Here is a 17,852-nt window from a genome sequence, read left to right on the forward strand (position 1 = left end):
ATCTCAGATCATGAACTGCCCGCCATTCACCGTGATGGTCGATCCGGTGATGAAGCCGGCGTCGTCCGCCACGAGGAAGGCGACGCAGCGCGCGATCTCCTCCGGCTCTCCGAGACGGCCGACCGGGATCTGCGGCAGCACCTGCTTGTCCAGCACCTCTTTCGGCACCGCCCTCACCATCTCCGTGCCGATATAGCCGGGGCAGATGGCATTGACGGTGATGCCCTTCTTCGCATTTTCCTGCGCGAGAGCCTTGGTGAAGCCGAGTTCGCCCGCCTTGGCGGCCGCATAGTTGGTCTGCCCCATCTGTCCCTTCTGGCCGTTGATGGAGGAGACCGTGACGATGCGCCCGAAGCTTCGCTCGCGCATGCCCTCGATCACGTTGCGACACATGTTGAAGACGGAGTTCAGGTTGGTGTTGATGACGGCGTGCCACTGCTCCGGCGCCATCTTGTGCAGCATACCATCGCGGGTGATGCCGGCATTGTTCACCAGAATCTCGACCGGGCCGAGCTTGCCCTCGACCTCGGCGATGCCCGCCTTGCAGGCGGCAAAGTCCGAAACGTCCCATTTGAAGGCCGGTACGCCCGTCTCCGCGGTGAATGCCGCCGCTGCTTCGTCATTGCCGGCGTAGCTGGCCGCAACCTGATAGCCGGCACCGGCCAAGGCCTTGCTGATGGCGGCACCGATACCGCGGGTGCCACCCGTGACCAGAGCAACTCGCCCCATTTTCTCCCCCTGGCGTTCCTCTCCGGCGATCCGCCGCCGGTCTGTTTCTGGTTTGACCGCACGCAGGGCGGCGCGGCGTAAAGTCGTCGCGCCGCCAAGGGGTTCGCCTGCACCGGCTCCGCAACCGGGGCAAGGTATGGCGGCTCAGGGCCGCTCGATGCACATGGCGATGCCCATGCCGCCGCCGATGCACAGCGTCGCAAGGCCCTTCTTGGCGTCACGCTTCTGCATCTCGTAGATCAGCGTAGTGAGGACACGCGCGCCCGAAGCCCCGATCGGATGGCCGATGGCGATGGCGCCGCCATTCACATTCACCTTCGAGGTATCCCAGCCGAGATCCTTGTTGACCGCGCAGGCCTGCGCCGCGAAAGCCTCGTTGGCCTCGATCAGGTCGAGATCGGCAACCGTCCAGCCCGCCTTTTCCAGCGCGCGCCGCGAGGCCGGGATCGGTCCGGAACCCATGATCGCCGGATCGACGCCGGCCTGCGCCCACGAGACGATGCGGGCGAGCGGCGTCTTGCCGAGCGAGGCGGCCTTGGCCTCGCTCATCAGCACAATCGCCGCCGCGCCGTCATTGATGCCGGAGGCATTGCCGGCGGTCACCGTGCCGTCCTTGGAGAAGGCGGGGCGCAGCTTGGTCATGCTGTCGAGCGTGGCGCCGTGGCGGGGATATTCGTCATCGGCCACCACGACGTCGCCCTTGCGGGTCTTGATGGTGACGGGAACGATCTCGTCCTTGAAGCGACCGGCCTTCTGCGCCGCCTCGGCCTTGTTTTGCGAGCCCACCGCGAAGCTGTCCTGTTCGTCGCGGGTGATCTGCCACTGGCGGGCGACATTCTCGGCGGTGGTGCCCATGTGGTAGCCGTTGAAGGCATCCCACAGGCCGTCCTTGATCATGGTGTCGACCATCTCAAGGTTGCCCATCTTGGTGCCGTTGCGCAGATGCGCGCAGTGCGGGGCCTGGCTCATCGACTCCTGGCCACCGGCGACCACGATCTCGCTGTCGCCGTTCAGGATCGCCTGGAAGCCGAGCGCGACCGCGCGCAGGCCCGACCCGCAGAGCTGATTGACGCCCCAGGCCGGGCTTTCCACCGGAATGCCCGCCGCCACCGAAGCCTGCCGCGCCGGGTTCTGGCCGGCACCCGCCGTGAGGATCTGCCCCATGATGGTTTCCGAAACCTCGGCAGGGGAAACACCCGCGCGCTCCAGAGCCGCGGTGATCGCGACCTTGCCGAGTTCGTGAGCCGGCAGGCTCGAGAGTGAACCGTTGAACGCGCCGACGGGCGTGCGGGCCGCGCCGACGATCACGATGCTGTCTGACATGAGGGACGTCCTCCGCCTCTTTGGGCCGGGCGCCGCGAACGCGGCGTCGATGGGCTTGTTATATCTGCATCGTGGTTGCCACGGATGACGGATGTCAATGCACCCGGCGCATCATGCTTTAGGGGAGGTCGCCGCGGTGCAGAAGCCTATGGCGGTGCGGTAGGAAACGTCCTAGTGTTTCCTTGGGAAACGACCAAGGCAAACAGATACATGGCCAAATCAAACGATCCGGTCACCATCAAGAAATACGCGAACCGGCGACTCTACAACACCGGCACGAGCACCTATGTGACGCTCGAGGATCTCGCGCTGATGGTGAAGAACGGCGAAGATTTCGTCGTCTATGACGCCAAGACCGGCGAGGACATTACGCATTCGGTTCTCACGCAGATCATCTTCGAACAGGAAGGCAAGGGCCAGAACCTGCTTCCGATCAATTTCCTGCGGCAGATCATCCGGTTCTATGGCGACAGCATGCAGATGGTGCTGCCCCGTTACCTCGACATCTCCATCGAGAATTTCACGCGCGAGCAGGAAAAATTTCGCGACCAGTTCACCAAGGCTTTCGGGGTGAGCGGCTTCTCCGGCTTCGGCGCGATGGAGGAGCAGGTGCGGCGCAACATGGAAATTTTCGATCGGACCTTCAAGATGTTCCTTCCGAATGGCCGTCCCGAGGATGCCGTCCCTCCGGCGCCTCAGGCGGAACGTTCGACCGATCTCGACGAATTGAAGCGCCAGGTCGCCGAGATGCAGAAGCAGCTCGCCCGCCTCGGCGACAAGGATCCTGACAAGGCGTGAGGCCGACGCGCGCCTGATGCCGCACCACATCCAGCCGGTCGTCCATGGAAGCATGGCGGCCGGCTTTGTTTTATGCGTCATCGCAATGGAAGGAGACCGGCCGCGCTTGCGGGCGGGCTCAACTCGACAGCAAGGCTCCGGAGGGCGAGGTCGGCGCGGCAAGGCCGATCGCTTCGCCCTGCAGATAGGTGCAGCCCCAATCCCGCAGCAGCGCCGCAGTCTGTTCGTTCGGCACCCATTCGGCCACGGTCTCGATGCCGAGATGGGCGGCCAGCGACAGCAGGGTGCGCACGAATGCCTGGTCGTCCGGCGAGTTCAGCAGCGGCGAGATGTAGCTGCCGTCGATCTTCAGCATGTCGATGCCGAGACGGCGCAGATTGCGGAACGAGGTATAGCCCGCGCCGAAATCGTCCATCGCAACCTTGCAGCCGATGTCGTGCAAACGGTTCACGAAGCGCTCGGTATGGGCAAGGTCGTGGATCGCGGCGGTCTCGGTGATCTCGATGGTGAGCCGCTCCCCGACACGGTTGCGGGCTCGGTCCATCAGAACGCCCAGCCACTCGGAATCATGAATGGTCGAGGGCGAGATGTTGACGGAGAGCCGTACCGCGGCATCCGCTTCCAGCGTGTTGAGGGCTAGTTCCAACACCCGGCAGTCCAGCAGCCGCATCATCCCGCATTTCTCGGCGACAGGGATGATCGCCGCTCCGTTGAGCAATTGCCGCTCCCTGCCCCGGATGCGGATCAGGCATTCATACAGGCTGATCGCGCGCGTCATGCTGTCGGCGATCGGTTGGTAGGCGAGGCTGATCCGCCGCTCGGTCAGGGCCGACACCACGTCATGGGTCACCCGAAGATTGGCACGGCGGTGCTCCTCCCGCTCGGGATTCGCCACATAGGCGTGGAAGGTGCCTCGGCCGACGAACTTGGCGCGCTCCAGCGCATCGAGCCCGTGGGCGAACACTTCGGCCACATCGCCGGCATCGTCCGGCGCCAGAAGCCCGCCCACCGTCGCCGATGCAGCGATGGGACCCCTTGCAGTCATCAAGGGCTGGCCCACCACGGCCTCAAGACAGCGCTGCGCGCAAGCCGTCAGCACAGCCGCCGAGGCATCGTCGATGACCACCGCGAACTTGTTGCTGGAAAAGCGGCCGACCACGTGGCTTGACATCCGGTCCTTCAGACGACGGCCAACCAGTTCGATGATCTCGTCGGCGATGCCGAAACCGTAGAACTCGTTCACCCGGCTGACATTGTCGACATTGACCAGAAGGAAGCCGAACCCGCCGCCACCGGCCGCGACGTCGACGAATCGCTGTTCCAGAAGCCGGACCAGTTGCTGCCGGTTCAATACGGCGACTCCCGCCGTCAGCAGCGAATCAGACTGTTCCGCCGAAACGGTCGGCAATTCCGGCGCGCGACGGGGAGCGTGAGGCTCGTAACCGCCAAGCCGGCGCACAATGCCGCTCATCTCGCTTGGCGAACCATCGGCACCGCCGACCAGAATGCCCTTGTCCTCGACCCAGAACGCGGCATCGTCACGCCCTTCCGGCCGGATCCGGTAGATGGTCTCGAAAGGTGTCGAAATGCCCGCCAGAACACGATTTTCGCCGTTGAATACGGCGCGCCGGTATTGTCCGGTGTCAGAACCGAGAAGCTTGTTGTAGGAGGCGCCATTGCGGGGCGGTTCGCCGCCCAGCACTCGTGAGGCGTTTTCGCACCACAGGATGCGATCATCCACCAGCGTCCAGCGATAGGCGGCACCGCCAAGCTTATGGACGATTGCCGTCACCGCGTCGTGCCGCAGGGGCACGAATCCGTCAGGTGTGTTGGCATCGTCGGGGGTGGAAACAGGCATGTTGGTTCCGGAAACGGCGTCGCGTGGCGACAAGGACCATGCCATGCGCCGAAATCAATTGCACGTAAAATAGCTCTAAATTTGTTGTATATGATATTGAAAGCGAGAATACGGTTTCAATGTACCGCCTGCCATCTCAACGTAAACGGGCCCGATCGGCTCTCGCCTCGGGCCCGTTCAATATGTCCATCGCGCGCCGTGACATGCCGCCCGGTTTGCCACCGGGCCGTCACGCAACGGCTCAGGCCTCGGCCTTCACCTTGAGGATCTGGCGACCCTTGTACATGCCGGTCTTCAGATCGAGGTGGTGCGGACGGCGCAGCTCGCCGGAATCCTTGTCCTCGATATAGGTCGGCTGCTTCAGCGCATCCGCCGAACGGCGCATGCCACGACGCGACGGGCTGGTTTTCTTCTTCGGAACGGCCATTGTCTCAACTCCTGTGCCGGCTGCCTCCGCACCCAAACGGGCGCCCTGAAGGGGGCGAGCCGGTGCCGGATAGCTCTTGTTCGGAAGGCGGGCTTATACAGCGTCGTCGCGCGAAACGAAAGAGGGCCCGACCACAAGGAAACGCGCTTTGCGCAGGCGTTCCGCCGGCAGCGGCCGCTTCAATGCCGCGGTGTCGCGCCCAAGCGGTCCGAGACAGGCCGTCAGCTCAGCTCCCTCACGGGGAATCCGCCCCTGCAGCCGTGTGGCGAGACGCGCGAGGCCGGGCTTCGGCTTGCCGGCATCGCGCGTATGGGGGTTTGGCAGCATCACCGCCATCAGCGCCGCCTCGCGCGGGCTGAGGGCCGCCGCACTCTTGCGGAAGGCGCGCTGGCTACCGGCCTCGATGCCAAACTGCCCGTCCGGCCCCCATTCGGCGATGTTCAGGTAGATCTCAAGCTGCCGCCGCTTCGACAGCACCGTGTTGAGGTAGACCGCCAGAGGCATTTCGAGCCCCTTGCGGATATAGCTGCGTCCATTCCACAGGAAGAGGTTCTTGGCGAGTTGCATGGTGATGGTGGATGCCCCGCGCGAAGGCTCGCCCTCCTCCGAGGGGTCCATCGCGTTGTTCAGCTCGACAAGGTCGACGCCGAAATGCTGGCAGAATCGCGCATCCTCGGATGCCAGCACGCTGCGGATCAGGGCGGGCGCGATCGCATTGATCGGCACCCAGCTCTGCACGACGGGCCGCGCCGTCGCATAGCGTGCGAGCATCAGCGTCGAGATCGGGTTGACGAACATGTAGAGCACGCCGAGCGCGAGGATGACCATCGCCAGCAGCGCTGCCGCGCGGAAAGCGATACGCAGCAGGCGGGTCATCTCGTCTCCTTGTCGCGCGAGGGATTCGCGGGCGCTCCTTGGCCGCGCCATACCCTGCCCCATCGAAGGCTGCTCCGACAATGCTTCGATGCCCGCCTGGCGGATCGGGCCCCGCTTGACCCCCGACGTGCGGTCGGGCACGCAGGGGCCCTGATCGGACCGAGTATCATGACCTCCCTGAACGTCGACGCCCTCGCCATCGCCATCGCCCGGACCGCCGAGGCCGTCTCCGCCCATATCGACGGCGCCATCGCCAGGCATGGCAGCGTCAGCCCGCGCCTTGCCGCGGCGATGCGCCATGCCGCGCTAGGTGGCGGCAAGCGGCTGCGGCCTTTCCTCGTCGTGGAAAGCGCGGCGCTTTTCGGGGTCGACCGCGAGGCCGCGATGCCGACAGCGGCGGCGCTGGAATGCGTGCACTGCTATTCGCTCGCCCATGACGACCTTCCCGCCATGGACAATGACGACCTGAGGCGCGGCCAGCCGACCGTGCACCGCGCCTATGACGAGGCAACCGCCATCCTGGCCGGCGACGCGCTGATGACACTTGCCTTCGAACTGCTCGGCCAGGAAAGCGCCCACCCCGATCCGGCGGTGCGGGCCGCCCTGGTGCTGGCCCTCGCGCGGGCTTCCGGCGCCAACGGCATGGTGGGCGGGCAGATGCTCGACCTTGCAGCCGAAGGTCGCTTCGAGGAACAGGGTCGCCGCGACCTTGGCCTCGCCGACATCGCCCGGCTGCAATCGCTGAAGACCGGCGCGCTGCTCGCCTTCGCCTGCGAGGCCGGCGCTCGGCTGGGCGGCGCAGACGCGGCAGAGCACGAGGCGCTTGCCGCCTATGCCAGCGCCATCGGGCGGGCTTTCCAGATTGCCGACGACCTGCTCGACGTCGAAGGCGCGCAGGAAACGGTGGGCAAGGCCGTGGGCAAGGATGCGGCGGCCGGCAAGGCGACCTTTGTCGGCCTGCTCGGCGTCGAAGGGGCCCGCGCCGAACTGGCGCGGCTCGTCGGCGAGGCCGAAACGGCGCTGGGGCGGTTCGGCGCGCGAGCCACACTGCTGCGGAAAGCGGCGCATTTCATAGCCGAACGGCAGAATTAACGGCGCAGCACCCTCGACGCGGAACCAACTTGCCGCCATCTTCTTGGTAACGTAAGCGTTCGCGCGGTGGCGGCATCAGGCCGCCGGGAGGTTGATATGCGTTTCGTCCGGTTCGCACCGGCCATTGCGGCCACGGTTTCGGCGGTATTCCTGTCGGGTCTCATTGCGGCACCGGCGCTGGCGCAGGACAGCCCCACCCGCATCATCATCCGCAAGGCGCCGGAACGGTCCTTCCTGGATCCCGGCACCGTCATCAGGCCGGGCACCGGCCGCTACAACAATTACGTCACCGCCAGCACGCCGCGGGTACCGACCTATGGCGGCGACGGTGGCATCACCGGCAGCCGATTCCCGCTGCCGCAGGCCTACGAACTGCCGGGCTTCTGAACGGGACTTCCATCGTGACATGAGACATGAGCCGCGCGGGTTCCCCTCGCGCGGCTTTTTGTCGTTTCCCTTGTATCAGGCAGCGGAAACGAAAACGGCCGGGCCCACGCGGAGCCCGGCCGTTCTCGAATGGAGCAAACGCCTCAGGCCGCCTTGTCCAGCTCCGCCAGCATCGCATCGCCCATCCCGGAAGTGCCCACCACGGTCGAACCGCCGGTGCCGGCGATGTCGCCCGTGCGGAAGCCTGCCGCCAGCGTGCCGGCGATGGCCGCTTCGATGCGGTCGGCCGCTTCGGACAGGTTGAAGGAATAGCGCAACGCCATGGCCAGCGAGCCGATCATCGCGATCGGATTGGCAACGCCCTTGCCGGCGATGTCGGGCGCCGCGCCGTGCACCGGCTCATAGAGCGCGCGACGCTTGCCGGAAATCTCCTCCACCGCGCCCAGCGAGGCAGAGGGTAGCATGCCGAGCGAACCGGTGAGCATCGCCGCCACGTCTGAGAGGATGTCGCCGAACAGATTGTCGGTCACGATGACGTCGAACTGCTTGGGCGCACGCACCAGCTGCATGCCGCAGGAATCGGCGAGCTGGTGCTCCAACCCGACATCGGCATAGTCCGCGGCGTGGACCTCGCTCACCACCTGCTTCCAGAGCACGCCGCTCTTCATCACATTGTGCTTCTCGCAGGACACCACCTTGTTGCGGCGGGTGCGCGCGATCTCGAAGGCGACGCGGGCAATGCGCTCGATCTCGTAGGATTCATAGACCTGCGTGTCGATCGCCCGCTTCTGGCCGTCGGCGATGTCGACGATCTCCTTCGGCTTGCCGAAATAGACGCCGCCGGTGAGCTCGCGCACGATCAGGAGGTCCAGACCCTCGATGATCTCCGGCTTCAGGCTGGAGGCGGAAGCGAGCGCCGGGTAGCAGATCGCCGGGCGCAGATTGGCGAAAAGCTCGAGATCCTTGCGCAGCCGCAGCAGGCCCGCCTCGGGGCGCGCCTCATAGGCCACGTCCGCCCATTTGGGACCACCCACCGCGCCGAGCAGGATGGCGTCGGCCTCGAAAGCCCGCTTCATCGCGCCCTCGGAGATGGGCTGGCCGCAGGAATCATAGGCCGAGCCGCCGACGAGATCTTCCTCGATCGCGAAAGACGCCAGGCCCACCTTTTCCAGCCAGCCGATGACGCGCTTCACCTCGGCCATGACTTCGACGCCGATGCCGTCGCCGGGCAGAAGCAGGAGCTTGTGGGTGGCCATGTGCGTTCCTCGCGATGCGCCTTCAAGACAGGCGGGTGGACAAAATCCGGGCGCGGGGAGTGCTAATCGCTGGCGTGGCGGCTGGCAAGCAGCGACGCTGCAGGAAACGCTGCAGGAAACACGGCCATCGGAGGCACGCGGCCGGTCATTCGTCCCGAAGGCGATCTGTCGAGGCGGAAGAGGCCGCCGACTGCCCGGCCGGTCGCGGAGTCGGGGTAGCCTTCGCGAAAGGCCTGAAGGCAGCCGGCGGCAGGCACGGCCATCGGTCGGGAGACAATCCGACCGGCCGGAGGACGGCGGCGAGGCCAACCCGTCGCCGGGCGCGCGACCGGGATGCACGGCGCCGGACCGGCGCCGTGCGGTTCCGCGATCAGATGGTTTTCTTCGACATTTCCCCGGCGATGAACTCCGCCTGCCGAATCGCCAGCGCCACGATCGTCAGCGTCGGGTTCTCCGCGCCGCCGGTGGTGAACTGGCTGCCGTCCGAAACGAACAGGTTGGAGATGTCGTGGGTCTGGCCATGCTTGTTCACCACACCGTCCCGCGGCTTCTCGCTCATCCGGTTGGAGCCGAGATTGTGCGTGGAGGGGTAAGGCGGGGTCGGCATGGTGCGGGTCGCCCCCACCGCCTCATACATCGCCGCACCCTGCCGGTAGGCATAGTTGCGCATGGCGATGTCGTTGGGGTGGTCGTCGAAATGCACATTGGCGACGGGCAGGCCGTATTGGTCCTTCACATCGGTATTGAGGGTGATGCGGTTGGTTTCCTGCGGCATGTCCTCGCCCACCAGCCACATGCCGGCCATGTTGGCATAGCCGTCCATGGCGGTGGAGAAGGAACGTCCCCAGGCGCCGGGGTCGAGGAACGCGGCCATGAAGGGCAGGCCGAGCGACAGCGTTTCCATCTCGTAGCCGCCGACGAAGCCGCGCTTGGTATCGAACCGCGCCTCGTCGCGCACCACGCCCGCCATGGTCGTGCCGCGATACATGTGCACCGGCTTCTCGAAGATGCCGTACACCGAGCCGGTCATGTGGCGCATATAATTGCGCCCGACCTGACCGGAGGAGTTGGCCAGACCGTCGGGGAACATGCTGGATGCCGAGTTCAGCAGCAGGCGCGGGCTCTCGATGGAGTTGCCGGCCACCGCGACGATGCGGGCTTTCTGGCGCTGGTGGTTGCCGTCCTTGTCGGCATAGACCACGCCCGTCACCTTGCCCGAGGCATCGTGCTCGATCTGCAGCACCATGCATTCGGACCGCACTTCGAGATTGCCGGTATCCTCGCCGACCGGGATCTCCGCGATCAGCGTCGACCATTTCGCCCCCGACTTGCAGCCCTGGAAGCAGAAGCCGATCTGCTGGCACGAGCCGCGATCGTGCCGGGGCTGGCTGTTGATCGCCATGTGGCCGGTCGAAACCTCGGTGTAGCCGACCTTCTTGGCACCCGCCTCGAACACCTTGAAGTTGTTGTTGCCGGGCAGTCCGGGGATCCCGTTGGTACGGGTCACGCCCATCTTGTCCTCGGCCTTGACGTACCACGGCTCCATCTCGGCGAGCGTGACCGGCCAGTCGAGCAGGTTGGCGCCCTGCAGGTCGCCATAGGTCGAGCGGGTGCGGAACTCATGCTCCTGGAAGCGCAGCGAGGCGCCGGCCCAGTGGATCGAGGACCCGCCCACCGCCTTCACGATCCAGGCCGGCAGGTTCGGGAAGTTCTTGTGCACCCGCCACGAGCCCGAAGTGGTGCGCATGTCCTTCCAGGCGAGCTGGGCGAAGCTGTCCCATTCATTGTTGATGAAGTCTTCCATGTTGTGACGCTGGCCGGCTTCCAGGATCACAACCTTGATGCCCTTGAGGGCCAGCTCGGTGCCCAGCGTGCCGCCGCCGGCGCCCGAGCCGACGATGACCACCACCGAATCGTCATTCAGGTCGAAAGGCGCTCCCATCTTTCCCTCCCTCAGAGCCAGGCGAGATCGTTGAAGCCGCGGTTGATGTAACCGCCCTTGTCGGCCGAGGAGCCCTCATAGCCGAAGATCGGCCATACCTCCTCCTGGTTGTAGAGCCCCACCACGAGGCCGGAGCGCACCTTCTCGAAGAAAGCGGTGTGCTCCATCTTGTGCAGGATCGCGACCCGCTGGTCTTCCCAGCCGACCTGCGCATAGGGCACGCCATGCTCGCCCTGCGCGATGGTGTCGAGCGCCGCCACGCCGCCCTCGACGAGCTGCTTCAGCGCCGGGTCGGTTGAACCGGTCTCGTAGGGCTTCATCGCCACCGCATAGAACTGGTCGGCGAGCCGGTCGTGGGGGTAGATGTCGCGCGCCATGACGATGAGGGTGCGCATCGTCTCGGGCTTTAGATTCGTGACCTCGAGGCCCCACGCCTCGCGGGGATTGATGATGGCACCGCCAGCGATCATCAGCGCGCCAGCGGCCCCGATGCCGGCCAGAAGCGAGCGACGCGACGGGCCGCCGGGTGATTGTCGAGGCGGACTCCGCCTGTCGATCAAAGTGGTCATGGGCATCCTCCTGAATATTCTTATGTAACGTTGGCCGCCCCTTGTTTTCCGGGGTCGTGCCTTAAAGACGTCAGCGGTAGCGTCCGTGCTTCTGTAGCACCTCGATCTTGTATCCGTCCGGATCGGCGACGAAGAAGAACTTGGCCAGAAGCGCGCCGTCGCGGAAAAACTCTTTCACCGGATTGGGGTTGAGCCCGAGTGACGTGAAGCGCGTATGTTCGGCGTCGAGATCATCGACCGCGAAGGCGATGTGGCCGTAGCCATCGCCCAGCGCATAAGGTTCGGTGCGGTCGTGATTGATGGTGAGCTCGACTTCGAAATCGGCTTCCGCATTGCGCAGATAGACCAGCGTGAAGCCGTCGAAGCCGAACCGGTCGGCGATCGCGAGGCCGAACGCCTTCTCGTAGAAATCGACCGAGCGCGCCTCGTCGAGAACGCGAATCATTGAGTGAATGGCCTTGGCCAAACCGTCCCTCCCTTGTCCGTGACGACATCATCGTCATGAAGAGGATGCTAGGCGCGCGGCAAAAGGCGTGGTGGTAGACGGCTAGCACAGGCCCGATAAGGCGCAGGAGCACGGCGGTGAAAGGCCGCACCACCACAAGCGGACGGCCGGCGCCGTCTCATTCGGCCGCCGGCAGGTGCACCATCTGCGAATCACACAGCCGCCGGGCAGCCTCGCGCGGGCTGATCACGGCAGGGGCCGTACCGCGCACCTCGGCCAGATAGATGAGACAGGAACAGCGCAGCAGCGAAGCGAAGTTGCGGACTTCGCCATGCAGGTTCAAGACCTCGTCATTGAGCGTGGTGATGAATTTGCCCAGGCTCATCCCCTGATGGGCGGCCACCTCGTCGAGGATCGACCAGAAGGCCGCCTCCAGTCGGATCGAGGTGGAATGGCCGCCGATCCGGATGGAACGGGTCTGACTTTCATAGGTTTCGGGCGCTTGGCCCGCGAAGATGTGGCACATGAGGGGCGTCTCCCGAGATCTCGTTTTTCTTTCGAACGATTCCACTCCGGGAAAACGGCGCTGTAAAGCGGGAAAAAGAATGAGGTCCCTCGTCCTCTCGGCCTGTTTGCGCCCTTCAGCGCGACCGCCGCGCCGTCACCTCGATCTCGATCTTCATTTCCGGGCGTAGCAGGCCGGCGACGATCAGCGTCGCGGCGGGACGCACCTCCCGGAAATAGGTGCCGAAGATCGGGAACACCGCATCGGCATAGGCGACGTCAGTGATGATGTAGCGGACCCGCACCACGTCGCCGAGGCTCGATCCCGCCTCGGCTAGCGCATCGGCGATGTTGCGGAAGCAGGCATGGGTCTGCGCCTCCACGCCTTCCGGCATGTCCATCGCCTCATAGTCGTAGCCGGTGGTGCCGGAGACAAAGACATCGTCGCCGTCCACCACCGCGCGCGAATAGCCTGCTACCGCCTCGAAGGGCGAGCCGGAGGAAATGAGACGGCGCCGGCTCATGGCCAACACTCCCCGGACTATGAGGGTGGAAGAGGCGCAGAGCGCCGCCGCCCGCGACCTGCGGCAGGCGGCAGGTGTACTGCCGTGGGCTCAGGCCCACGGGCGCTCCGTGGCGAGCTTGCTCTCGAAGCTCTCGATCTCGGAAGCCTTCACCTGTGTGAGGCCGATATCGTCCAGCCCGTTCAGCAGGCAGTGCTTGCGGTGCGGGTCGATGTCGAAGGAGATGGAGCCGCCGTCCGGCCCGGTGATGGTCTGGCTTTCCAGATCCACCGTCACCCGCGCATTGGCGCCGCGTGAGGCGTCGTCGAACAGCGCCTTGAGCTGCTCCGGCGTCACCTTGATCGGCAGGATGCCGTTCTTGAAGCAGTTATTGTAGAAGATGTCGGCGAAGGACGTGGAGATCACGCAGCGTATGCCGAAATCCAGCAGCGCCCACGGCGCGTGCTCGCGCGAGGAGCCGCAGCCGAAATTGTCGCCCGCAACCAGGATCGAGGCCCCCTTATATGCCGGCTTGTTCAGCACGAAATCCGGATTATCCGAACCGTCCTCATTGTAGCGCAGCTCCGAGAACAGGCCCTTGCCGAGCCCGGTGCGCTTGATCGTCTTCAGGTACTGCTTCGGAATGATCATGTCGGTATCGACATTGACCAGATGCAGGGGCGCCGCGACGCTGGTGAGGGTGGTGAACTTGTCCATCGTGTCTGATCCCGGATCGGGCAGGCCCTGCGACCTGCCCTGTTGCTCGTTGTAGTTGCTCGCTCCGCCGGGCGCAAAGTCGCACACCCGGCCCCTGCCGTCAGTTTCCGCCGGCTTCCGTCTCGACGCGCTCCATGTCGTCGTCGGACAGGCCGAAATGGTGGCCGATCTCGTGGATCAGCACATGGGTGACGAGGCGCCCCAGCATCTCGTCGTGCTCCGCCCAATAGTCGAGGATCGGGCGGCGATAGAGGTGAATCATGTTCGGCATGGCGAAGGGCACGGCATCGCCGCCCTGCGCCAGGCCGATGCCGCGGAATAGACCGAGCAGGTCGAACTCCGTCTCGGCTTCCATCTCGTCCAGAACCTCGGGCTCCGGGAAATCCTCCACCCGGATCACGAGATTGCCGCACATCGCGCGAAAGCGCCGCGGCAGACGGGCAAAGGCCGCCTCGGCCATGACCTCCATCTCCGCAAGGCTCGGTGCCTTGAGGCGTCGCAGGCGAGTGATCTCGTCGCTCTCGTCGGTCATCGTTCCGTTCATCGCAAGAAGGTGGCGATCAGGCTGGCGGCAAGGACAATACAGGCGATCACGGCGAGGCTGCGCCCGATCCGCCGACCCCAGATCACGGTCCAGTCGTCGGGCGACGGCTCCTCGCCCAAGGGAGGTGTCATGCCGCCCTCCCCGGCCCGGCGGCGACGGCCGGGCGCCAATATGGCGCAAACACGGCATCGCCCCAGGGTTGCCCGCATGCTGAACGCGCGCTGAACCCGCCCCTCAAGGCCGGTTCATCCCGAAAGGCGTGAACTGTGCGCAGCAAGGGCTGATACGTCTTGCCAGGGAACCGTCCCGCAAAGCCGGGCGTTTCCCCTTGAGACGGCGCAGCCGACGCCGCCCTCCGGCCGGAAACGGGTTCCGTCCGGTCCCAAACGGGGGGCAAAACCGTTGGAGGAGTGCTCGGCATGACAACTGCTCTCAAAACCGGACCTGTTCTCAAGATCGGCGCCTCGCTGACCATGGTGCTCGCCCTTCTCGGCACAGTGCCCGCGGCTCAGGCCGCTCCCATGCAGCCCGCCGCGATCCAGAATGCCGCGGGCGCGATGCCGGCCGCAACGCCGGTCGACTGGGGCCCGGGCGGCCCCGGCTGGCGGCGTGGCCCGCCGCCCGGCGGCGGCTGGCACAGCGGTGGACCCGGCTGGCACGGGGGCGGTCCCGGCTGGCGTGGAGGTCCCCCGCCGCGTTACGGCTATGGCTGGGGCCCGCGCCGCAACTATGGCTGGTATGGAGCCGGCACCGGTCTCGCCGCAGGCCTTGCTCTCGGCGCCATCGCCGCACAACCCTATTACCGGTCGAGCTGCGGCTATGTGATGGTGCCGACCTGGCGCTACGGGCATCGGGTTTACGTGCAGCGCTATCGCTGCTGGTAACCCCCTGCCCCGCCGTGAGCCCGACCGCGAGGTCGGGCTCACACGGTTAATCACGCCGCCTTCGGCCATTCCCGGATGTCGACGAAGCGCCCCGCGATCGCCGCCGCCGCCGCCATGGCCGGCGAGACGAGATGGGTGCGCCCCTTGAAGCCCTGCCGGCCCTCGAAATTGCGGTTCGAGGTCGAAGCGCAGCGCTCCTCCGGGCCGAGCTTGTCCGCATTCATGGCAAGGCACATGGAGCAGCCCGGCTCGCGCCAGTCGAAGCCGGCGGCCTTGAAGATCGCGTCCAGCCCCTCGGCCTCGGCTTGCAGTTTCACCAGCCCCGAGCCCGGCACGATCATGCCGGAAACGCCCTCGCGCACGGTACGGCCGCGCACGACATCCGCCGCGGCGCGCAGGTCCTCGATACGGGCATTGGTGCAGGAACCGATGAACACCTTGTCGATGGCGATGTCGGTGATCTTTGTGCCGGCCTTCAGGCCCATATAAGCCAGCGCCCGCTTCTTTGCCTCGCGCTTGGCCTCGTCCTCGATCAGGTCGGGATCGGGCACCAGGCCTTCCACCGAGATCACGTCCTCCGGGCTGGTGCCCCAGGAGACGATCGGAGGCAGCGCGGCGCCGTCGAGCCGGACAATATGGTCGAAGAACGCATCTTCGTCGGTGTGCAGCGTCTCCCAATAGCGCAGCGCGGCATCCCAGGCCGCGCCCTTCGGCGCGCGCGGACGGTCCTTCACATAGGCGAAGGTGGTCTCGTCCGGGGCCACCATGCCGGCGCGCGCGCCGCCCTCGATGGACATGTTGCAGACCGTCATGCGGCCTTCCATCGAGAGGTTGCGGAACACCTCGCCGGCATATTCGATAACGTAGCCGGTGCCACCGGCGGTGCCGGTGGTGCCGATGATGGCGAGCGTCACGTCCTTCGCCGTCACGCCGGCCGGCAGCTTGCCGTCGACGATGACCCGCATGTTCTTGCTCTTCTTGCTGATCAGCGTCTGGGTGGCGAGCACGTGCTCCACCTCCGAGGTGCCGATGCCGTGCGCCAGAGCACCGAAGGCGCCATGCGTCGAGGTGTGGCTGTCGCCGCACACGATGGTGGTGCCCGGCAGAGTGAAGCCCTGCTCCGGCCCGATCACGTGGACGATGCCCTGTCGCTTGTCGAGCTCGTTGAAATACTCGATGCCGAAGTCGCGGGCGTTTTCGGCCAGCGTCTCGACCTGGGTGCGGCTCTCGGGATCGTCGATGCCGAAACGGCGGTCGGACGTCGGGACGTTGTGGTCGACCACCGCCAGCGTCTTGGTCGGCGCATGGACCTTGCGGCCGGCGACGCGCAGCCCCTCGAAGGCCTGCGGGCTGGTGACCTCATGGACCAGATGGCGGTCGATATAGAGCAGGCAGGTGCCGTCGGGCTGACGGTCGATGATGTGGTCGTCGAAAATCTTGTCGTACAGGGTACGGGGAGCGGACGTGCTCATGTCGGGCGTCTCGATCGCGGAAATGCAGGAACGGTCTTGTGATGCGGGGGTGCGTGAACCCCTGGGCGGTGCCTGGCCTCGACCAGCGGAGGCGACGGCGCGCCGCCGGGAGCGAGACCGCTCCGGGCGACGCTCAGCGAAGGCCCGCGACCGCGCAGGCGGTGAAACGGCCGAAGAAGCGCGCCGGCATGCGTACATGATCGGGCACGGCGGCAAAGCCGATCGTGGTCGGCAGGCGACGACGCACCTCCGGCCGTGCGCCAGCGCACGCCCGCTTCATGTCGTCGATGGTGCCGAGCCTCATCATGGAACGGTTCTACCAAGTCCTGCCGGCTAAAACAATCCGCACGACGTCGCTGGCCAGCCGGGCAGGCCCGCGCGCCGTGCAACCCCGGCATATCTGAACATGGCGGGTTGTTTCATCAAGGGCGCCAATCGGCGGAACCTGCCCTGCCCCTGCTGCCGCACTATGCGAGAGGGTAGGTTCATCGTCAAAAAGGGATCTATAATAATGTATTTCAGACAAACAGGCCCTTTTTGTCGCAGATGACCTAAAGGAATGACGGTAGGATGCACAGGAGTGCTGTGGGATGATTTGTACGGTGTTTCATCATGCCTGGGGCAGTGCCTGCGGAGATGGCGATGCGAATGAGCGACATGGCTTTGGCAACCGCGCTGCTTGCGACGCTCTTTCTCTATGAGCATCACAACCGCACCGACCTGACCGCCCATCTCGCGGCGACGGAACGCCTCGCCGACGCTTCCGCTTCGATGCCGATGATCACCTGCCCCCTGCGCCATCCGGACTTCGCCACCGTCATGCAGGCGGCCGTGCTGGGCGACGGCATGCTCATCGTGGAGCAGCAGACACAAACCAGGGTGCGGCACATCAAGGATTGCTGATCCGGCCGCAAGGGTTTTGCGCAGGCAACAAAAAAGCCGGGGCGCTGCCCCGGCTTTCGAAAATGTTCCGCCCGAAGCGGCAGACAGGATCACTCGGCCGCGACGGGAGCGCCCTTCTTCGCGCCGGGCTTCTCCTGACGCTCGGCGATACGGGCGGCCTTGCCGCGACGGTCGCGCAGGTAATAGAGCTTGGCGCGACGCACCTTGCCGCGACGGACGACCTTCAGGCTGTCGATGTTCGGCGAGTAGAGCGGGAACACGCGCTCGACACCCTCGCCATAGGAAATCTTGCGAACGGTGAAGTTCTCGTTGATGCCGCCGCCGGAGCGGGCGATCACGACGCCCTCATAGGCCTGAACGCGCGAACGCTCGCCTTCCTTCACGCGAACGTTCACGATCACGGTATCGCCGGGCTGGAAGTCCGGGATCTGCTTGCCGCCGGAGAGCTTTTCGACCTGCTCGTTGTCGAGCTGCTGAATGATATCGACCATGGGATCACCTCGGCGAACGCACGGCAAAAACCGCCGTCCGCATTTTGCTGTTGTCAGTTGGTGGAACTGTAATGGCGCGCCCTATACGCGATGCGGAGTCGTTTGTCATGCCCTTTCGGTCGCAGAACCGTC

At 65.4% G+C, this 17,852-nt stretch carries 22 protein-coding genes; 5 read left to right on the plus strand and 17 right to left on the minus strand.

What is annotated here, in order from left to right; genetic code table 11:
• Positions 1–3 precede the first annotated feature (3 nt).
• On the minus strand, positions 4–729 hold the full coding sequence (gene phbB / locus MWN34_RS16040; RefSeq protein ID WP_247030322.1) for an acetoacetyl-CoA reductase: 726 nt from the start codon (positions 727–729) through the stop codon (positions 4–6).
• A 144-nt stretch (positions 730–873) separates the two neighbouring features.
• Positions 874–2,052, minus strand: a complete 1,179-nt coding sequence (locus MWN34_RS16045) for an acetyl-CoA C-acetyltransferase (protein ID WP_247030323.1) — start codon at positions 2,050–2,052, stop codon at positions 874–876.
• 210 nt (positions 2,053–2,262) lie between these two features.
• On the opposite strand from MWN34_RS16045, the gene phaR reads away from it, so the two are divergent.
• Positions 2,263–2,850: a polyhydroxyalkanoate synthesis repressor PhaR gene (phaR, locus tag MWN34_RS16050; protein ID WP_247030324.1), complete on the plus strand. Its 588-nt coding sequence runs from the start codon at positions 2,263–2,265 to the stop codon at positions 2,848–2,850.
• Positions 2,851–2,968: 118 nt separating this feature from the next.
• Here the strand turns inward: phaR and MWN34_RS16055 are convergent, their stop codons facing one another.
• The 3 genes from MWN34_RS16055 to MWN34_RS16065 all read right to left on the minus strand — a co-directional run bounded on the left by MWN34_RS16055 (position 2,969) and on the right by MWN34_RS16065 (position 6,011).
• The gene (locus tag MWN34_RS16055) at positions 2,969–4,708 is read right to left on the minus strand and encodes a GGDEF domain-containing phosphodiesterase (protein ID WP_247030325.1); all 1,740 of its coding nucleotides are present in this window, start codon (positions 4,706–4,708) and stop codon (positions 2,969–2,971) included.
• A 241-nt stretch (positions 4,709–4,949) separates the two neighbouring features.
• Entirely contained in the window at positions 4,950–5,135 is a 186-nt protein-coding gene (rpmF, locus tag MWN34_RS16060; protein ID WP_247030326.1) for a 50S ribosomal protein L32, read from the minus strand.
• Between the two features lie 93 nt (positions 5,136–5,228).
• Positions 5,229–6,011, minus strand: coding sequence for a transglycosylase domain-containing protein (locus tag MWN34_RS16065; protein ID WP_247030327.1), 783 nt, complete (start codon positions 6,009–6,011; stop codon positions 5,229–5,231).
• A gap of 168 nt (positions 6,012–6,179) precedes the next feature.
• On the opposite strand from MWN34_RS16065, the gene MWN34_RS16070 reads away from it, so the two are divergent.
• Positions 6,180–7,103: a polyprenyl synthetase family protein gene (locus MWN34_RS16070; protein ID WP_247030328.1), complete on the plus strand. Its 924-nt coding sequence runs from the start codon at positions 6,180–6,182 to the stop codon at positions 7,101–7,103.
• Between the two features lie 96 nt (positions 7,104–7,199).
• Positions 7,200–7,490: a hypothetical protein gene (locus MWN34_RS16075; RefSeq protein ID WP_247030329.1), complete on the plus strand. Its 291-nt coding sequence runs from the start codon at positions 7,200–7,202 to the stop codon at positions 7,488–7,490.
• Positions 7,491–7,633: 143 nt separating this feature from the next.
• Here the strand turns inward: MWN34_RS16075 and leuB are convergent, their stop codons facing one another.
• The 9 genes from leuB to MWN34_RS19650 form a co-directional block, all read right to left on the minus strand.
• Positions 7,634–8,746, minus strand: a complete 1,113-nt coding sequence (gene leuB, locus MWN34_RS16080; protein WP_247030330.1) for a 3-isopropylmalate dehydrogenase — start codon at positions 8,744–8,746, stop codon at positions 7,634–7,636.
• A 370-nt stretch (positions 8,747–9,116) separates the two neighbouring features.
• Positions 9,117–10,688, minus strand: a complete 1,572-nt coding sequence (locus MWN34_RS16085) for a GMC family oxidoreductase (RefSeq protein ID WP_247030331.1) — start codon at positions 10,686–10,688, stop codon at positions 9,117–9,119.
• Positions 10,689–10,699: 11 nt separating this feature from the next.
• Positions 10,700–11,257: a gluconate 2-dehydrogenase subunit 3 family protein gene (locus MWN34_RS16090; protein ID WP_247030332.1), complete on the minus strand. Its 558-nt coding sequence runs from the start codon at positions 11,255–11,257 to the stop codon at positions 10,700–10,702.
• A 70-nt stretch (positions 11,258–11,327) separates the two neighbouring features.
• A complete protein-coding gene (locus MWN34_RS16095; protein ID WP_247030333.1) occupies positions 11,328–11,723 on the minus strand; it encodes a VOC family protein in 396 nt (131 codons plus the stop codon).
• Between the two features lie 157 nt (positions 11,724–11,880).
• Positions 11,881–12,228 carry a ribbon-helix-helix domain-containing protein gene (locus MWN34_RS16100; RefSeq protein WP_247030334.1) on the minus strand — a complete coding sequence of 116 codons (348 nt, stop codon included), beginning with the start codon at positions 12,226–12,228 and terminating at the stop codon, positions 11,881–11,883.
• Between the two features lie 115 nt (positions 12,229–12,343).
• A complete protein-coding gene (locus MWN34_RS16105; protein WP_247030335.1) occupies positions 12,344–12,730 on the minus strand; it encodes a RidA family protein in 387 nt (128 codons plus the stop codon).
• Positions 12,731–12,820: 90 nt separating this feature from the next.
• The gene (gene leuD / locus MWN34_RS16110; RefSeq protein WP_247030336.1) at positions 12,821–13,426 is read right to left on the minus strand and encodes a 3-isopropylmalate dehydratase small subunit; all 606 of its coding nucleotides are present in this window, start codon (positions 13,424–13,426) and stop codon (positions 12,821–12,823) included.
• Between the two features lie 100 nt (positions 13,427–13,526).
• Positions 13,527–13,958: a metallopeptidase family protein gene (locus MWN34_RS16115; protein WP_247030337.1), complete on the minus strand. Its 432-nt coding sequence runs from the start codon at positions 13,956–13,958 to the stop codon at positions 13,527–13,529.
• 8 nt (positions 13,959–13,966) lie between these two features.
• Positions 13,967–14,101: a hypothetical protein gene (locus tag MWN34_RS19650; protein WP_281503054.1), complete on the minus strand. Its 135-nt coding sequence runs from the start codon at positions 14,099–14,101 to the stop codon at positions 13,967–13,969.
• Between the two features lie 288 nt (positions 14,102–14,389).
• Here MWN34_RS19650 and MWN34_RS16120 point away from each other — a divergent pair, with 288 nt between their 5' ends.
• Positions 14,390–14,854: a hypothetical protein gene (locus tag MWN34_RS16120; protein ID WP_247030338.1), complete on the plus strand. Its 465-nt coding sequence runs from the start codon at positions 14,390–14,392 to the stop codon at positions 14,852–14,854.
• A 50-nt stretch (positions 14,855–14,904) separates the two neighbouring features.
• Here MWN34_RS16120 and leuC read toward each other — a convergent pair whose 3' ends face one another.
• A complete protein-coding gene (gene leuC, locus MWN34_RS16125; protein ID WP_247030339.1) occupies positions 14,905–16,326 on the minus strand; it encodes a 3-isopropylmalate dehydratase large subunit in 1,422 nt (473 codons plus the stop codon).
• Between the two features lie 133 nt (positions 16,327–16,459).
• Positions 16,460–16,633: a hypothetical protein gene (locus MWN34_RS16130; RefSeq protein WP_247030340.1), complete on the minus strand. Its 174-nt coding sequence runs from the start codon at positions 16,631–16,633 to the stop codon at positions 16,460–16,462.
• Positions 16,634–16,974: 341 nt separating this feature from the next.
• Here MWN34_RS16130 and MWN34_RS16135 point away from each other — a divergent pair, with 341 nt between their 5' ends.
• The gene (locus MWN34_RS16135; RefSeq protein WP_247030341.1) at positions 16,975–17,229 is read left to right on the plus strand and encodes a hypothetical protein; all 255 of its coding nucleotides are present in this window, start codon (positions 16,975–16,977) and stop codon (positions 17,227–17,229) included.
• Positions 17,230–17,318: 89 nt separating this feature from the next.
• On the opposite strand, the gene rplS is transcribed toward MWN34_RS16135, so the two are convergent.
• Entirely contained in the window at positions 17,319–17,720 is a 402-nt protein-coding gene (rplS, locus tag MWN34_RS16140; RefSeq protein WP_247030342.1) for a 50S ribosomal protein L19, read from the minus strand.
• Between the last annotated feature and the right edge of the window lie 132 nt (positions 17,721–17,852).

This window comes from Ancylobacter crimeensis (assembly GCF_023016805.1).
In the GTDB taxonomy this organism is placed as follows: domain Bacteria; phylum Pseudomonadota; class Alphaproteobacteria; order Rhizobiales; family Xanthobacteraceae; genus Ancylobacter; species Ancylobacter crimeensis.

Coding starts and splice junctions, on each gene's coding strand:
- phaR (WP_247030324.1), top strand. CDS start 2,263: ATGGCCAAATCAAACGATCCGGTCACCATCAAGAAATACGCGAACCGG.
- MWN34_RS16100 (WP_247030334.1), bottom strand. CDS start 12,228: ATGTGCCACATCTTCGCGGGCCAAGCGCCCGAAACCTATGAAAGTCAG.
- rpmF (WP_247030326.1), bottom strand. CDS start 5,135: ATGGCCGTTCCGAAGAAGAAAACCAGCCCGTCGCGTCGTGGCATGCGC.
- MWN34_RS16085 (WP_247030331.1), bottom strand. CDS start 10,688: ATGGGAGCGCCTTTCGACCTGAATGACGATTCGGTGGTGGTCATCGTC.
- MWN34_RS16130 (WP_247030340.1), bottom strand. CDS start 16,633: ATGATGAGGCTCGGCACCATCGACGACATGAAGCGGGCGTGCGCTGGC.
- leuD (WP_247030336.1), bottom strand. CDS start 13,426: ATGGACAAGTTCACCACCCTCACCAGCGTCGCGGCGCCCCTGCATCTG.
- MWN34_RS16065 (WP_247030327.1), bottom strand. CDS start 6,011: ATGACCCGCCTGCTGCGTATCGCTTTCCGCGCGGCAGCGCTGCTGGCG.
- MWN34_RS16045 (WP_247030323.1), bottom strand. CDS start 2,052: ATGTCAGACAGCATCGTGATCGTCGGCGCGGCCCGCACGCCCGTCGGC.
- phbB (WP_247030322.1), bottom strand. CDS start 729: ATGGGGCGAGTTGCTCTGGTCACGGGTGGCACCCGCGGTATCGGTGCC.
- MWN34_RS16135 (WP_247030341.1), top strand. CDS start 16,975: ATGAGCGACATGGCTTTGGCAACCGCGCTGCTTGCGACGCTCTTTCTC.
- MWN34_RS16090 (WP_247030332.1), bottom strand. CDS start 11,257: ATGACCACTTTGATCGACAGGCGGAGTCCGCCTCGACAATCACCCGGC.
- MWN34_RS16105 (WP_247030335.1), bottom strand. CDS start 12,730: ATGAGCCGGCGCCGTCTCATTTCCTCCGGCTCGCCCTTCGAGGCGGTA.
- MWN34_RS16120 (WP_247030338.1), top strand. CDS start 14,390: ATGACAACTGCTCTCAAAACCGGACCTGTTCTCAAGATCGGCGCCTCG.
- MWN34_RS16055 (WP_247030325.1), bottom strand. CDS start 4,708: ATGCCTGTTTCCACCCCCGACGATGCCAACACACCTGACGGATTCGTG.
- rplS (WP_247030342.1), bottom strand. CDS start 17,720: ATGGTCGATATCATTCAGCAGCTCGACAACGAGCAGGTCGAAAAGCTC.
- leuB (WP_247030330.1), bottom strand. CDS start 8,746: ATGGCCACCCACAAGCTCCTGCTTCTGCCCGGCGACGGCATCGGCGTC.
- MWN34_RS16070 (WP_247030328.1), top strand. CDS start 6,180: ATGACCTCCCTGAACGTCGACGCCCTCGCCATCGCCATCGCCCGGACC.
- leuC (WP_247030339.1), bottom strand. CDS start 16,326: ATGAGCACGTCCGCTCCCCGTACCCTGTACGACAAGATTTTCGACGAC.
- MWN34_RS19650 (WP_281503054.1), bottom strand. CDS start 14,101: ATGACACCTCCCTTGGGCGAGGAGCCGTCGCCCGACGACTGGACCGTG.
- MWN34_RS16075 (WP_247030329.1), top strand. CDS start 7,200: ATGCGTTTCGTCCGGTTCGCACCGGCCATTGCGGCCACGGTTTCGGCG.
- MWN34_RS16115 (WP_247030337.1), bottom strand. CDS start 13,958: ATGACCGACGAGAGCGACGAGATCACTCGCCTGCGACGCCTCAAGGCA.